This is a genomic window from Ensifer sp., assembly GCF_035999135.1.
In the GTDB taxonomy this organism is placed as follows: Bacteria; Pseudomonadota; Alphaproteobacteria; order Rhizobiales; family Rhizobiaceae; genus Ensifer.
The window spans coordinates 86,340-100,494 of record NZ_DASYGZ010000144.1; the positions used below are offsets into that span (position 1 = coordinate 86,340).

A 14,155-nucleotide genomic window follows, 5' to 3' on the forward strand; every position below is an offset into this window, starting at 1 on the left:
AACCGGCCCGCTTGCGTAAGCGCCCCCCTACTAAAGTCCGTGACCGGACGACGACAGGCGGTTGACAATTCCGGTTTGGTGCCGTTTTATATTCCAAAATAAAGAACGACATAGCATAACTATGGAATATTAGGAGGAGAAAATATGAAATCAGTTAAATTTGCATTGCTTATCGGCACGGCACTCGCGGCGTCGGCGCCCTTCGCCTTCGCCCAGGAAAAGGGCGGCGTCATCAATGTCGCGACCGTCGGCGAGCCGCCGACACTTGACCCGATGGCTTCGACCGCCGATCTCGTCGGCATCGTCTCGCAGCATATCTTCGAGACGCTCTACACCTTCGACAAGGACTGGAAGCCAACCCCGCTTCTGGCTGCAGCCCTTCCGGAGATCAGCGCCGACGGCAAGACCTACACGATCAAGCTGCGCCCAGGCGTCAAGTTCCACGACGGTACCGACCTCGACAGCAAGGACGTCGTCGCCTCGCTCGAGCGCTGGACCAAGGTCGCATCGCGCGGCAAGCAGACAGCAACGACGATTTCAGGCATCGAAGCGGTCGACCCGCTGACGGTTAAGATCTCGCTCGCCACCCCTTACGCGCCGCTCGTGTCACTGCTCGCCTTCAACAACTCCGCGGCCATCGTGCTGCCGTCGGAAAAGCAGGCCGAGCCGATGACCGATTTTGTCGGCACCGGTCCCTATCAGCTGAAAGAACGCAAGGCGGACCAGTACATCCAGCTGACCCGCTACGACGCCTACAAATCGCCGGAAGGCGAAGCCAACGGCTATGGCGGCGCCCGCCACCAATATGCCGACGAAATCCGCTTCGTGCCGGTGCCGGACCCAAACACCCGCGTCGAGGCGGCCGTCTCCGGCCAGTATGATTATGTCGATTCCCTGCCGGTCGAATCCTTCGAGCGCGTGAAGGGGTCGAGCGCCTCTGAACCCGTGATGCTGCAGCCCTTCGGCTGGCCGGTCTTCGTCCTGAACTCCGGCAACGGCATGACCAAGAATCTCGACCTTCGCAAGGCGATCCGCGCTTCGCTCAGCATGGAAGACATGATGGCTGCCGCCTTCGGCACCACCGACTTCTATGCGCTCGACGCCGCCCTTTACCCGTCGCAGTTCACCTGGCGAACCGATGCCGGCACCGAAGGCGCCTACAACATCGCCGACGCGGAAAAAGCCGGCGAACTGTTGAAGGCGGCCGGCTACAAGGGTGAGCCGCTGCGCATCCTGACGAGCCGCCAGTACGAGTTCCACTACAAGATGGCGCAGGTCGCCGCCGAGTATCTGAAGCTCGCCGGCTTCACCGTCGATCTGCAGGTGGTCGACTGGGCGACCTTGACCCAGCGCCGTGCCGACCCGACGCTCTGGGACATCTACATCACCCACAGCCCCTTCCTGCCGGAACCGGCCCTGATCGGCATGATGTCGACCAAGGCCCCCGGCAACTGGGACACGCCGGCGCGCGCCAAGGCGGTTGACGCCTTCAACGCCGAATCCGACCCGGCCAAGCGCGTGGCACTCTGGGCCGACGTGCAGAAGGTGATCTTCGAGGAAGTGCCCTTCATCAAGATCGGCGACTTCAACGCGCTTTCGGCCAAGGCCAAGACGCTCGACGGCGTCTCGCCGGCCCCGTGGCCGTACTTCTGGAACGCTTCGATCAAGAAGTAAGCTCCCCCTCCCAAGGGACTTCGGCGGATGCCCGGACGCAAGTCCGGCGTCCGCCTGAAGGGGCGCGTCGCTCTGCCTCCTCTCGCGGCGGAGCGCTCAAGCAAAGGTTCGAGGCCACCATGTTACGCTACATTTTCCAGCGGCTGATGGGCATGATCGTCGTCATGGCGATCGTCGTCACCATCGTCTTCGTCATCGTCCGCGTGACGCCCGGCGATCCGGCCGCCGTCATGCTCGGACCTGAAGCGACCCAGGAAGACATCGCTGAACTGCGCACCCGGCTTGGCCTCGACCAGTCGCTGGGCCTGCAATATGTCTACTATATCGGGCAGTTGCTTCAGGGTGACCTCGGCCAGTCGATCTTCCTCAACCAGCCGGTGACCTCGGCGCTGGCCGAACGGGCCGAACCGACCTTCTTCCTGACCCTGTTTTCGATCCTGATCGCCTGCGCCATCGCTCTGCCGATCGGCATCTACGCCGCCTACAGGCGCGGATCCTTCGTCGACCAGGCGGCGACGACGCTGGCGATGCTGGCGGCGAGCATTCCGAGCTTCTGGCTCGGGCTCATTCTGATCCAGATCTTGGCGGTGCGTCTCGGCTGGTTCCCCGTCTCCGGCTATGGCGGCCCGGGATCCTCCTTTGCCGAGCGCATGTATCACCTGACCTTGCCGGCGATCGCCCTCGGCGTGGTTTCGTCGGCCTTGATCCTGCGCTTCACCCGCGCCTCGATGCTTGACGTGCTCGGCGATGATTTCATTCGCACCGCCCGCGCCAAGGGTCTCGGCGAACGCAAGGTGGTGATGAAACACGCGCTGAAGAATGCGCTGATTCCGATCCTCACGATCATCGGCCTGACGGCCGCAGTGCTGATCTCCGGCGCCGTCGTCACCGAGACGGTCTTTGGCCTCCCGGGCGTCGGCAACCTCGTCGTCTCCGCCGTGCTCCGCCGCGACTACCCGGTCATCCAGGGCGCCCTGCTCGTGATTGCAGCCCTCTACGTGCTGATCAATTTCGCGATCGACATGCTCTATCTCCTCGTTGATCCAAGGGTGCGCTACTGATGGCTATCTCCGTATCTGCCCCCACCGAGAGCGAAGGCCGCAAGTTCATCCGCCGGCTGTTGAAGCGCAAGACCGTCGCCTTCGGCCTGATCGTGCTGACCGTCTTCGTGCTGCTCGCAATCTTCGCGCCGCTGATTGCGCCCTATGCGCCGGGCAAGCTGTCGATCGTCAACCGGCTGCAGCCGCCGAGCCTGCAATGGTTCTTCGGCACCGACGAGTTCGGCCGCGACGTCTTCTCGCGCACAATCTATGCCGGCCGCCTGTCGCTGCTGGTCGGCGCTGCCGTCGTCACGCTCGCAACCGTGATCGGCGTCGTGCTTGGGCTGCTGGCCGGCTTCTTTCCGAAGCTCGACACGCCGATCGCCCGCGTCATCGACGCGATGATGGCTTTCCCCGACATCCTGCTTGCGATCGCGCTGGTCGCCGCCCTCGGGCCCTCGCTGACAACAGTCATCATCGCGCTCAGCATCGTCTATGCGCCAAGGCTTGCCCGCGTCGTGCGCGCCTCAACGCTGGTGATCCGTGAGCTTCCCTATGTCGAGGCGGCGCGCGCGCTCGGCATCTCGACGCCGCACATCATGACCCGGCACGTGCTGCGCAATCTGCTGTCGCCAGTCCTGGTGCAGGGCACCTTCCTCTTTGCCCATGCGATGCTCGCCGAAGCCGGGCTTTCCTTCCTCGGCGTCGGCGTCAGCCCGGAAATCCCGACCTGGGGCACGATGATCGCCTCGGGTCGCCAATATATCGGCCAGGCCGACTGGGTGACGCTCTTCCCCGGCATCGCCATCGTGCTTTCGGTACTGTCGTTGCAGATGGTCGGTGACGGCCTGCGCGATATGCTCGATCCCCGCCTCAGAAAGGACCTCTAAGTCATGACGAACGCAACCAACAGCGCTGGTCCGGTGCTGATCCGGCGGGTGAAGCCCGTCGCCTTCGGCATGGCCGCGCCGGCAGAAACGATCGACATCCTCGTCGACGGCGACGGCCGCATCGCGGCCCTCGATCAAAACCTCGAAGCGTTAGGCGATGTCCGGCGCATCGAAGGCAAAGGCGCCTGGATTTCGCCCGGTTGGATCGACCTGCACGCCCATGTCTGGCACGGCGGCACCGACATATCCGTGCGCCCGCAGCTCTGCGGCATGGAGCGCGGCGTCACCACCATCGTCGATGCGGGCTCGGCTGGCGAAGCCAATTTCCACGGCTTTCGCGAATACATCATCGAGCCGTCGCGCGAGCGCATCAAGGCGTTCCTCAATCTCGGCTCGATCGGTCTCGTCGCCTGCAACCGCGTCAGCGAGCTCTCCGATATCCGCTCGATCGACATCGATCGCATCATCGCCTGCTACCAGGAAAACCGCGAGCACATCGTCGGCCTCAAAGTCCGCGCCAGCCACGTGATCACCGGTTCCTGGGGCGTCACCCCGGTCAAGCTCGGCAAGAAGATCGCCAAGATCTTGAAGATCCCGATGATGGTGCATGTCGGCGAACCGCCGGCGCTCTATGACGAAGTGCTCGAAATCCTCGGCCCCGGCGACATCGTCACCCATTGCTTCAACGGCAAGGCCGGCTCCAGCATCATCGAGGACGAGGATCTGTTCGAGCTTGCCGAACGTTGCGCGGGCGAAGGCATCCGCCTCGATATCGGCCACGGTGGTGCGTCCTTCTCCTTCCGCGTGGCGGAAGTGGCGATCGCGCGTGGGCTGCTGCCCTTCTCGATCTCGACCGACGTGCACCTGCGCAGCATGAACCAGTCGGTCTGGGACCTCGGCACCACGATGTCGAAACTCTTGAGCGTCGGCATGCCCTTCGAGAAGGTGGTCGAGGCCGTCACCCAGGCGCCTGCCTCGGTGATCCGCCTGGATATGGACAATCTCTTGAGCGTCGGCGCACGCGCCGAATTCACCCTCTTCGATCTCGTCGAGTCGGAGCTCAGGGTCTTCGATTCGCTGGGGGCCGAGGCCCATCTCAACCGCCTGTTCGAGCCGCGCTTTGCGGTGATGGGTACCGAAGTGGTCGCAGCCAACCGCTACCAGCCGCAGCATATCGAATGCACCGACCACAGCCATGGCTTCAGCTATCGCTGACTCGGGACGACAGAATACAGCAATGACAGGACATCGCGTGAACAGTCTGGACCAGAAAAAAGGCAGCCCTGCCGCCGTCTCGCCCTATGAGCGCCTTCAGGCCCTCGGCATCGACTTACCGCCGGCACCGCCGCCGATCGCCAACTTCGTAACCCATGTGCAGGAGGGCAACATCCTCTACCTCTCCGGACAGGGACCGCGCGAAGTCGACGGACACCTGCATGCCGGCAAGGTGGGCGCCGATGTCGATATCGAGAGCGCCTATGAGCATGCACGGCTGACGGGCATCAACCTGCTCGCCGTGATGCATGACGCGCTGGGAGATCTCGGCCGCGTCAAACGCATCGTGAAGCTGCTCGGCATGGTCAACGCCGTGCCGGATTTCGAAGAGCACCCGCGCGTCATCAACGGCTGCTCGGACCTGATGGTCGACGTCTTCGGTGATGCGGGCCAGCATGCCCGCTCGGCGGTGGGATTCGGGTCTCTGCCCGGAAACATCACCGTCGAGATCGAGGCGATCGTCGCTCTTCACGAGTGACGACGGGAGGTCGGATCAATGGCTGCGCCAGCCCATCATCTTTTCGATCCGCTCGGCGGAAACCCTGACGTGATCGGCATAGAACGCCCGGTCGTCGAGGATTTTCTGCTCGGGCAGCACGATCGAGATCGTGGCGGCGCAATTGCCCTTGTCGTCGAGGATGGGTGCCGCGACGCAGGCGACCGCGTAATCGGATTCGCCCGCCTGGATGGAAAGCCGTGCCGTGAGCGCGCTCTCGGCCTGAGCGGAAAGCGCAGCCGGATCGATATCGGCGCGGCCGGTCGGCGAGGTTCGGGCGCAGCGGCGGAAAAGCTCGAGCCGTTCATCGGCTGGCAGATGACCGACCAGCAGGCGGCCGGATGCCGTCCAGTTGAGCGGCACGCGGGTGCCGACGCGGGAGGTCACCTGGAAATGGCCGGGACCGTCGGCCATGGCCAGCACCTGCATGTAGTCACCGTCGCGGCCGCAAAGCTGGATGGTTTCGGACACCTCGCGCCCGAGGTCGTGCATCTCGCGGGTGGCAACACCGAGGAAGTCGAGCGAGCGCGCATAGGCGAGGCCATAGTGATAGAGTCGGTCGCCAAGCCAGACGAGACCATCGGCGTCGCGGCTGAGCAGGTTCTTCTCGACCATGTCGTCGACGATCACATAGGCCGTCGACAGCGGCGCGCCGACCGCCTTGGCAATTGCATAGACACCGCTCGGAGCGCCGGTTTCGTAGAGGAAATCGAGCACCTGCAGGGCGCGGTCCATGCCGCTCACGCGCGAGCGACGCGGCTTTCCGGTGGTTTCGCTGTCGTCATTCGGCTCGGCGCCGGTCGTCGTCTTGTCCAATGGTCCACTCCTGCGCAAGCCTGTCTGCGCATCACCGGAAAAATTCCGGGCTTCGTCCTCGCCAATCCGCAGACGGTGTCGGGAGAACGCGACGACGAGCCTCAATACTTCATTACTATGGTAGATATTCCGAGAAAACGGAATAGTCTATCCGTTTCGACCGCCAGAAAATCGCCTGCCAGACACTCATATGGAGACCACTATGCCTGACCGTGACATTCGCGAAGCTCTCGGACTTCGTCCCGTTATCAACGTCTCCGGCACGATGACAGGCCTCGGCGCATCGATCGTGGTCCCGGAAGCGATCGCGGCGATGACAGCCATACTGCCGCAATTCGTCGAGATCAACGATCTGCAGCGCAAGGTGAGCCCGGTGATTGCACGGCTGACGGGTGCCGAAGCCGGCTTTGTCACAGCCTCCTGCTCCGCCGGTATCAGCCTTGCCATCGCAGGCTGCATGACCGGCCCCGATCTGGCCGCGATCGAGCGCCTGCCGGATACGACCGGCCTCAAGAACGAGGTTCTCATCCAGATGGGTCATGTAGTCAGCTACGGCGCACCTGTCGACCAGGCGATCCGCATCGCCGGCGCCAAGCCCGTGCTGGTCGGCCAGGCAACCTCTGCCTATCGCTACCATCTCGAAGGCGCGATCAACGAGCGCACCGCCTGCGCCGTCTATGTGATCTCGCACCACGTCGTGCAGTACGGACTTCTGGACCTCAAGGAATTTGCCGAGGTCTGCCATTCGAAGGGCGTGCCCGTCATCGTCGACGCGGCCTCGGAATATGACCTGCGCATTTTCCTCGAGCACGGTGCCGACCTCGTGCTCTACTCCGGCCACAAGTTCCTGGGCGGCCCGACCGCCGGCATCGTCGCCGGCAAAAAGGAAATGGTCCGCAACACCTTCCTGCAGAACCTCGGGCTCGGCCGCGGCATGAAGGTCGGCAAGGAAAGCATGCTCGGCGTGATGGCGGCGCTCGAGGCCTGGGAAAAGCGCGACCACGCCGCCATCCGTGAGCGCGAAACCGGTTACCTCAGCCTCTGGCATGAAGCCCTCGATGGCCGCCCCGGCATCAGGCCGGTGATCGAGGCCGATCCGACCAAGAACCCGCTCGACCGCCTGCGCGTCAACATCGACCCTGAGGAGGCCCATATCACCGCCTGGGATCTCGCCGACGCGCTTGCCCGCGGCACGCCGCCGATCATCGTGCGCGACCACGAGGCCGAGCACAATTACTTCTACCTCGACCCGTGCAACCTGCATCCGGGCCAGGAAAAGGTGGTTGCGATCAGGATTGGCGAAGAGCTCGACAAGGCGCGCGCCTCCAACGAGATCATCGCCACCCCGCTCAGCGAGCGCAACGCCCGGCGCTTTGCCGGCCTGCTGCGCTGGCCCGACTGACCCGACCCGAGACCGACAAGACGCGAAGACACAGGCGGAGGAGCCGACATGACTGACACCGCAATCGCCAGGGGCCATCCGGTCCCGCCTGTTCTCTCCGTCGAGAACCTGACGACCTCGTTCCTGGTGGATGGCGCCTGGAAGCCGGTGGTGCGCGACATCTCCTTTGAGGTGGCGCTTGGCGAGACCGTTGCGATCGTCGGCGAATCCGGTTCCGGCAAGAGCGTGACGTCGCTGTCAATCATGCGGCTCCTGCAGAAGGAAACGAGCCGCGTCGAGGGGCGGGTGATGATGGGCGGGCGCAACATCCTCGACCTGCCCGAAAGCGAGATGCGACGCGTGCGCGGCAACGACGTCGCCATGATCTTTCAGGAACCGATGACCAGCCTCAACCCGCTGTTCACCATCGGCGACCAGATCTCCGAGGCGCTGCTCTGCCACAGCCCGATGTCGAAGGCCGATGCCAGGGCGGAGACCATTCGCCTCCTGGAAAAGGTCCGCATTCCATCGGCTGCCTCACGCTTCGACGAGTATCCGCATCGCTTCTCTGGCGGCATGCGCCAACGCGTGATGATCGCCATGGCGCTTGCGAGCCGCCCGAAGCTGCTGATTGCCGACGAGCCGACGACGGCGCTCGACGTCACCATCCAGGGCCAGATCCTCGACCTGATCAAGGTGCTGCAGGAAGAGGAAGGCACCTCGGTCCTCTTCATCACCCACGACATGGGCGTCGTTGCCGAAATCGCCGACCGCACCGTGGTGATGTTCCGTGGCGACGCGGTCGAGACCGGCCAAACGGAAGATATCTTCCTCAGGGCGAAACACCCCTATACGCGTGCACTTCTGTCGGCGGTGCCAATGCTCGGCTCGATGAAGGGCGAACTGCAGCCCATGCGCTTTCCGGTCATCGATCCGGGCACGGGCCTGCCGAACGCCGTGGCTGAAGCCACCGACACGGTGCAATCCGGCCGCAAGCCGATCCTCGAGGTCAAGAACCTCGTCAAGCGCTTCGACATCCATGCCGGCCTGCTCGGCAAGCTCAAGGGTCGCGTGCACGCGATCGAGAATGTTTCTTTCAGCCTGCAGCCGGGCGAGACACTGTCGCTCGTCGGCGAATCCGGCTGCGGCAAGTCGACGACGGGTCGCGCCATCATGCGGCTGATCGAGCCGGAAAGCGGCTCGGTGACGCTTGACGGTAACGACGTGCTGTCCATGGACCGCAAGGCGTTGCGTGACATGCGCCGCACCATGCAGATGATCTTTCAGGACCCTTTCGCCAGCCTCAATCCGCGCATGACGGTGGGTGCTGCGATCGCCGAACCCTATCTCGAGCACAAGCTCGGCACGCCGCGCCAGGCGCGCGAGCGGGTTGCCGACCTGCTGGAACGGGTCGGCCTCCAGGCCGACATGGCGGCCCGTTATCCGCACGAATTCTCCGGCGGCCAGCGCCAGCGCGTCTGCATCGCCCGGGCGCTCGCGCTCGACCCGAAGGTCATCGTCGCCGACGAATCCGTCTCGGCGCTCGACGTCTCGATCAAGGCGCAGGTGATCAACCTGTTGCTCGACCTGCAGGCAAGCCTCGGTCTTGCCTATCTCTTCATCTCGCACGACATGGCCGTGGTCGAACGGGTCAGCCACCGCGTCGCGGTCATGCATCTCGGCGAGATCGTCGAGATCGGATCGCGCGCCCAGGTGTTCGAGAACCCGCAACACGCCTATACGAAAAAGCTGATCGCCGCCGTACCGATCGCCGACCCGACCCGTCGGCATACACGCCGCGGCGTCGCCAGCGACGAGCTCAAGAGCCCCTTGCGTGCACCCGACTATGTACCGGTCGAGCGGCGTTACCAGCAGATTGCCGAGGACCACTTCGTCCAGATGTAAGTGGCCGTCAGCTCCGCCCGCCTCCACGCGGCCCACGCCGGCTGGCCGGCGGCGCGCCCGTTCGAATTTCCTCGACGCAGGCCTTGGCGAGTTCCGTGCTGCGGGTGAGGAAATCGGCGATCAGCGTCAATTCGTCGGCATCGTAGCGCGACCACAGTTGAAACATGCGCTGCTGCATGGGCTCGTAGACGGCCTTGATCGGGGCGACGGATTTCGGGCGGATGCGGACATAGACACGACGACGGTCGGCGGCATCGGCGGTGCGCTCGACATAGCCCGCGCGCGCGAGCCGGTCGATGAGCGCGGTCGTGGCCCCTGACGTGAGCCCCGCGGCCGCGGCGAGTTCTCCGGCCGTGACGCGCTCACGCAGATAGATGAGATCAAGGCATTCGAGGTCCGTCGTGTGAAGCCCGAAACGGTCGGCGACCGCCTGGCTCGTCATCACGCTCTGAGCCCCCATTTCGCGCACGCTGCGGTCCACGTCGTCGATGCGCTGTTGTTTTTGCGCTGCGCGCTCGTCGCTATCGTCAGGTCCCATCGCCATCTCCGGGCTCACGCGGTTGAAAGGGCTGTAGCAAGGGCCGCAAGGATTGCGCCGCTGGTAATCAGATCGAGCGGCAAACGCAGCCGGCTTCTTAGGCTCCAGCTGAGCGCCGCCTTTTCATCGAAACCTGCAGCATCGACGCGTTCGAACGCCAGCGCCTTCGGGATAAAATCGAACGCCGACCAGAGGCGCATGACGGTGTGGCTCGCGAGACCGGCGAGCAGCCAGAAACGCACATCGGGCTGATGCCAGTTCGAAACGAGCGCCATCACCAGCGCCAGCTCGAAGGCTATATGCGCGGGGATCCAGAAGCGGCGGCGCGAGATACCGCCGCGGCCAGGCTGGATGAGGTCCGGGCGGCGCGGCCACGAGGGGTCGACGACGGAAAATTCGTAAAGCGCACCACCGACACCGACAAGCGCCAAGGCGCTCGCCAGGCCGACGGTTGCAACCGAAAAAGAGATCACGCGCCATCCTCCTGCTCAGGTTTTCCAGGCGAAATAATCTTTACCATGAAGTATCTTGATGATCAAGATAAATGACATTGCGCGTCGACGCGCGCCAGCTCGAACGCGCTCACGAAATGACGCCGCGCTGCCAGAACGGCCGACCGGCGATGCCGGTGCGGGGCCGGAATACCAACGGGCGGGAGCGCTCTCATTCGTTGCGCCGCTCTTCCGCCACACCTATGAGTAAACGCTAGACTTTCCTTTTGAGTCGGAGCATCCGGATGTCGCCCAACAACAAGCCCGCCCTGCTGCGACCGATCTCCGAGGTGCTTCGCGCCTATTGGCGATCCGACCGCTGGATGTTGCTCGCCGTTGCAACAATCGTCCTCGTATCGAGCATCAGCAGCGTCGCCGCCCCTTATGTCTTTTCGAGGCTGATCGACCGGCTGCCGCAGGATGCGCTTGTCCCGGGCCTTTTCTGGGGGTTCGTGTTCTATGCCGTGCTTCTCGGCCTGTCGTCGGCGCTCCAGCACATGGTGCAATATCTCTCGTTCATGACGTCGGAGAACCTCGGCTTCATCGCCAGCACGCGTTTCTTCGAGCGCATCCTGAAAAAGACGGCAGCCTTCTTCGTCGAACACAATCCGGCGCAAATTCAAAACGCAAGCGCCCGCGGCAGCGGTGCGCTGGCCACCCTGGTCGAGCTTGGCCTCGCCACCTTCATTCCCGGGACAACCCAGATCGTCCTTGCGCTATTCACCCTCGGCGCTCTCATCAATGCCGAAGTGGTCGTCATCACGGTGGTTTACGGGCTGCTGGCAATCGCGGTCACGCTGATATCGGCGCGGCGCGCCCGCGTTCATCTCGAAAAAGCGATCGAAGCCGGCCAGGCGAATGCCCGCTTCGTCGGCAACGCCATGAACGCCATGGAAACGTTGCGGCATTTCGGCAGCCATGCGTGGGTGAGCCAGCGGTTCTCGGCGAAAGCAGGTGAGGCGCGCGACCACGGGCGCTCCTATGCTTTGCAGCGCATCGGTTCGATCGCTCTGTTGGGCGTCGGGCTATCCATCCAGTTTGCGACAACCTTCTCGCTGCTGCTCCCGCGCTACGAGAGCGGCGCCCTGTCGATCGGCGAGCTTGTCCTGTTCAACACGCTTCTGCTTCAGCTCAACATGCCCTTCGAGATGATCGCGCAGGCGATCGACGATGTCGCCCGCGCCCGCGCAGGGCTTCTTCCGATGGCCGCCATGTGGGCTGCCGCGGAGGAGCGACAGGTCTCGCATGCACCGGATTTTACCCCGCGCAGCGGACACATGACATTCGACAAGGTCGGTTACACCTATGGCAACGGTCGCGGCCTGAATGCCGTCAGTTTTGTTGCCCGACGGGGTGGCATCACCTTTCTTGTCGGCGAAACGGGCTCCGGAAAATCCTCCATCTTCAAGCTGGCGCTGAAATCCCTCGAACCCGACGAGGGACAGATCCTTGTCGATGGCATCGACCTCGCGGACATCGACCGTGCCGATTGGTATGGCGCGGTGGCGATCGTGCCGCAGGATGTCGTGCTGCTCAACGACAGCCTCGAAGACAACATCCTGCTCGGGCGTCCGAAAAACGATGAACGTCTGCGTCAGGCGGCCGAAAAGGCCGCGATCCTGCCCTTTATCGAGGCCCTGCCCGAGGCGTTCGGCACGACTGTCGGCGAGCGCGGCCTGAAGCTCTCGGGCGGCGAGCGCCAGAGGATCGCCATTGCCCGTGCGCTTTACGGCAACCCCGCCATCCTGTTTCTCGACGAAGCGAGTTCGGCACTCGACGAGGCGACCGAGCGCGACATCATGGACCATATCCGGCAGCTGGCCCTCGATGTGACCGTCATCGCCATCACCCATCGACGATCCGTGATTGCCGCAAGCGACACGGTCGTAACGCTTGGCGGAAGCAAGCCGTCAAGGGCGCAACCCGAGACAGTGCAGGCTTGAGGAAGGCGCGACCGTTTTCGGTCAGAACGGAAGACGCGCATTTTCCTTGACCTCTTTCATCACAAAGAAAGTGCGCGTTTGGCGCACGCCCGGCAGCGCGATCAGCTTCTGGCCGTGCAGCTTGTTGAAGTCCGCCATGTCGCGAACCCGTATCTTCAGGAGATAGTCGAAGTCGCCGGCAACGAGATTGCAGTCGAGCACTTCCTTCATTTCCAGCACCGCGCCCTCAAACGCCGCAAAACTCTCAGGCGTCGAGCGGTCGAGCACCACACCGACCATCACGAGAGCTCCAAGGCCAACCGCCGCCGGCGCCACCTCGGCCCTCACGCCGGTGATGTAGCGCTCTTCGAACAACCTCTGCGTTCGCCGATGACAGGTGGCAGGACTGACATTGACCCGCTCGGCGAGGTCTGCGTTTGTCAGCCGTCCCTCGGATTGCAGGGCACGCAGGATCTTGAGGTCGATCCTGTCAAAATCCTCATCGGAAGAATCTTTCATTTTTTATCCACCGCATTGAAGAAAAGCGAAACTAGATCGGAATTCTATTCGATTTGGTGAAATAGGAATATCAACTTAGAGAGCACCTTTCACGCGACTTCACCTATCCTTCGCCTACAATTTTCACACGGAGGCCTGGATCAATGTCACTGCTTGAGAAGTTCGAACGCTATCCCCTCACCTTCGGCCCGACACCGATCGAGCATCTGCCGCGGCTGACCGAGGCACTCGGCGGCAAGGTCGAGATTTATGCCAAACGCGACGACTGCAATTCCGGTCTCGCCATGGGCGGCAACAAGCTCAGGAAGCTCGAATACATCGTGCCCGACGCGATCGCCTCGGGCGCCGATACGCTGGTCTCGATCGGCGGCGTCCAGTCGAACCACACGCGCATGGTTGCCGCGACCGCCGCCAAGATCGGCATGAAGTGCGTCGTCATCCAGGAAAAGTGGGTTCCGCACTATGACGCCGTCTACGACCGCGTCGGCAACATCCTGATGACGCGACTGATGGGCGCCGACAGCCGGCTCGTCGACGACGGTTTCGACATCGGCATCCGCAAGAGCTGGGAGGATGCGATCCAGTCGGTGAAGGATGCCGGCGGCAAGCCCTACCCGATCCCGGCCGGCGCCTCGGTGCACAAGTATGGCGCACTCGGTTACGTCGGCTTCGCCGAAGAGGTGGCGGCACAGGAAAAGGAGCTTGGCTTCACCTTCGACTACATCGTCGTCTGCGTCGTCACCGGCTCCACCCAGGGCGGCATGATCGTCGGCTTTGCCGCGCAGGACCGCGCCGATCGGGTGATCGGCATCGATGCATCGGGCACGCTTGAGGAGACCCGCTCCCAGGTTCGAAAGATCGTCGATGCGACGGCCGAACTGGTTCGCCTCGGCAGGACGATCCGCGAAGACGAGATCGTCATCAATCCCGATTACGCCTATCCCGCCTATGGCGTACCATCGGAAGAAACCAACGCAGCGATCCGGCTTGCGGCCCGCACCGAGGCGATGATCACCGACCCCGTCTATGAGGGCAAATCCATGCAGGGGATGATCGACCTTACCCGCAAGGGCTTCTTCCCCGAGGGCTCCCGCGTTCTCTACGCCCATCTCGGCGGCGCGCCAGCCCTCAACGGCTACAGCTACTACTACAAGGACGGCTGAAACGCCGGTCGCACCCTGTCACCTTTCGTCCTTCTCCATCGGAAC

Annotated in this window: 13 protein-coding genes; 9 read left to right on the top strand and 4 right to left on the bottom strand. The window is 63.3% G+C overall.

The window, feature by feature from the left end; translation table 11 throughout:
- Positions 1-144 precede the first annotated feature (144 nt).
- From VGO12_RS17755 to VGO12_RS17775, 5 genes are all read left to right on the top strand, one after another.
- Complete coding sequence (locus tag VGO12_RS17755) at positions 145-1,674, top strand: ABC transporter substrate-binding protein (protein WP_327514063.1); 1,530 nt, start codon at positions 145-147, stop codon at positions 1,672-1,674.
- Positions 1,675-1,793: 119 nt separating this feature from the next.
- Positions 1,794-2,735 (top strand): ABC transporter permease, encoded by a 942-nt coding sequence (locus VGO12_RS17760; RefSeq protein WP_327514064.1) that lies wholly within the window; start codon positions 1,794-1,796, stop codon positions 2,733-2,735.
- Positions 2,735-3,604 carry an ABC transporter permease gene (locus VGO12_RS17765; protein ID WP_327514065.1) on the top strand — a complete coding sequence of 290 codons (870 nt, stop codon included), beginning with the start codon at positions 2,735-2,737 and terminating at the stop codon, positions 3,602-3,604. Before VGO12_RS17760 ends, VGO12_RS17765 begins: the two co-directional genes overlap by 1 nt.
- A gap of 3 nt (positions 3,605-3,607) precedes the next feature.
- A complete protein-coding gene (locus tag VGO12_RS17770) occupies positions 3,608-4,819 on the top strand; it encodes an amidohydrolase/deacetylase family metallohydrolase (protein ID WP_327514066.1) in 1,212 nt (403 codons plus the stop codon).
- A gap of 22 nt (positions 4,820-4,841) precedes the next feature.
- On the top strand, positions 4,842-5,357 hold the full coding sequence (locus VGO12_RS17775) for a RidA family protein (RefSeq protein WP_414650742.1): 516 nt from the start codon (positions 4,842-4,844) through the stop codon (positions 5,355-5,357).
- Between the two features lie 15 nt (positions 5,358-5,372).
- Here the strand turns inward: VGO12_RS17775 and VGO12_RS17780 are convergent, their stop codons facing one another.
- Positions 5,373-6,110 (bottom strand): IclR family transcriptional regulator, encoded by a 738-nt coding sequence (locus tag VGO12_RS17780; protein ID WP_327514216.1) that lies wholly within the window; start codon positions 6,108-6,110, stop codon positions 5,373-5,375.
- Positions 6,111-6,393: 283 nt separating this feature from the next.
- Here VGO12_RS17780 and VGO12_RS17785 point away from each other — a divergent pair, with 283 nt between their 5' ends.
- Together VGO12_RS17785 and VGO12_RS17790 are read left to right on the top strand one after the other, a co-directional pair.
- Positions 6,394-7,593, top strand: a complete 1,200-nt coding sequence (locus tag VGO12_RS17785; RefSeq protein ID WP_327514067.1) for an aminotransferase class V-fold PLP-dependent enzyme — start codon at positions 6,394-6,396, stop codon at positions 7,591-7,593.
- A 48-nt stretch (positions 7,594-7,641) separates the two neighbouring features.
- Positions 7,642-9,477, top strand: a complete 1,836-nt coding sequence (locus VGO12_RS17790) for an ABC transporter ATP-binding protein (protein ID WP_327514068.1) — start codon at positions 7,642-7,644, stop codon at positions 9,475-9,477.
- Between the two features lie 7 nt (positions 9,478-9,484).
- Here the strand turns inward: VGO12_RS17790 and VGO12_RS17795 are convergent, their stop codons facing one another.
- Together VGO12_RS17795 and VGO12_RS17800 are read right to left on the bottom strand one after the other, a co-directional pair.
- Complete coding sequence (locus tag VGO12_RS17795; RefSeq protein WP_327514069.1) at positions 9,485-10,015, bottom strand: MarR family transcriptional regulator; 531 nt, start codon at positions 10,013-10,015, stop codon at positions 9,485-9,487.
- A 14-nt stretch (positions 10,016-10,029) separates the two neighbouring features.
- Positions 10,030-10,488 (bottom strand): hypothetical protein, encoded by a 459-nt coding sequence (locus tag VGO12_RS17800; RefSeq protein WP_327514070.1) that lies wholly within the window; start codon positions 10,486-10,488, stop codon positions 10,030-10,032.
- 263 nt (positions 10,489-10,751) lie between these two features.
- On the opposite strand from VGO12_RS17800, the gene VGO12_RS17805 reads away from it, so the two are divergent.
- Positions 10,752-12,449, top strand: coding sequence for an ABC transporter ATP-binding protein (locus VGO12_RS17805; protein ID WP_327514071.1), 1,698 nt, complete (start codon positions 10,752-10,754; stop codon positions 12,447-12,449).
- Between the two features lie 21 nt (positions 12,450-12,470).
- On the opposite strand, the gene VGO12_RS17810 is transcribed toward VGO12_RS17805, so the two are convergent.
- A complete protein-coding gene (locus VGO12_RS17810) occupies positions 12,471-12,947 on the bottom strand; it encodes an Lrp/AsnC family transcriptional regulator (protein ID WP_327514072.1) in 477 nt (158 codons plus the stop codon).
- 143 nt (positions 12,948-13,090) lie between these two features.
- Here VGO12_RS17810 and VGO12_RS17815 point away from each other — a divergent pair, with 143 nt between their 5' ends.
- Positions 13,091-14,110 carry a 1-aminocyclopropane-1-carboxylate deaminase gene (locus VGO12_RS17815; RefSeq protein WP_327514073.1) on the top strand — a complete coding sequence of 340 codons (1,020 nt, stop codon included), beginning with the start codon at positions 13,091-13,093 and terminating at the stop codon, positions 14,108-14,110.
- Positions 14,111-14,155 lie beyond the last annotated feature (45 nt).

What these genes read in the sequence shown, in the direction of transcription:
- VGO12_RS17755 (WP_327514063.1), top strand. Translation starts at nt 145, where the DNA reads ATGAAATCAGTTAAATTTGCATTGCTTATCGGCACGGCACTCGCGGCG.
- VGO12_RS17760 (WP_327514064.1), top strand. Translation starts at nt 1,794, where the DNA reads ATGTTACGCTACATTTTCCAGCGGCTGATGGGCATGATCGTCGTCATG.
- VGO12_RS17765 (WP_327514065.1), top strand. Translation starts at nt 2,735, where the DNA reads ATGGCTATCTCCGTATCTGCCCCCACCGAGAGCGAAGGCCGCAAGTTC.
- VGO12_RS17770 (WP_327514066.1), top strand. Translation starts at nt 3,608, where the DNA reads ATGACGAACGCAACCAACAGCGCTGGTCCGGTGCTGATCCGGCGGGTG.
- VGO12_RS17775 (WP_414650742.1), top strand. Translation starts at nt 4,842, where the DNA reads ATGACAGGACATCGCGTGAACAGTCTGGACCAGAAAAAAGGCAGCCCT.
- VGO12_RS17780 (WP_327514216.1), bottom strand. Translation starts at nt 6,110, where the DNA reads ATGGACCGCGCCCTGCAGGTGCTCGATTTCCTCTACGAAACCGGCGCT.
- VGO12_RS17785 (WP_327514067.1), top strand. Translation starts at nt 6,394, where the DNA reads ATGCCTGACCGTGACATTCGCGAAGCTCTCGGACTTCGTCCCGTTATC.
- VGO12_RS17790 (WP_327514068.1), top strand. Translation starts at nt 7,642, where the DNA reads ATGACTGACACCGCAATCGCCAGGGGCCATCCGGTCCCGCCTGTTCTC.
- VGO12_RS17795 (WP_327514069.1), bottom strand. Translation starts at nt 10,015, where the DNA reads ATGGGACCTGACGATAGCGACGAGCGCGCAGCGCAAAAACAACAGCGC.
- VGO12_RS17805 (WP_327514071.1), top strand. Translation starts at nt 10,752, where the DNA reads ATGTCGCCCAACAACAAGCCCGCCCTGCTGCGACCGATCTCCGAGGTG.
- VGO12_RS17810 (WP_327514072.1), bottom strand. Translation starts at nt 12,947, where the DNA reads ATGAAAGATTCTTCCGATGAGGATTTTGACAGGATCGACCTCAAGATC.
- VGO12_RS17815 (WP_327514073.1), top strand. Translation starts at nt 13,091, where the DNA reads ATGTCACTGCTTGAGAAGTTCGAACGCTATCCCCTCACCTTCGGCCCG.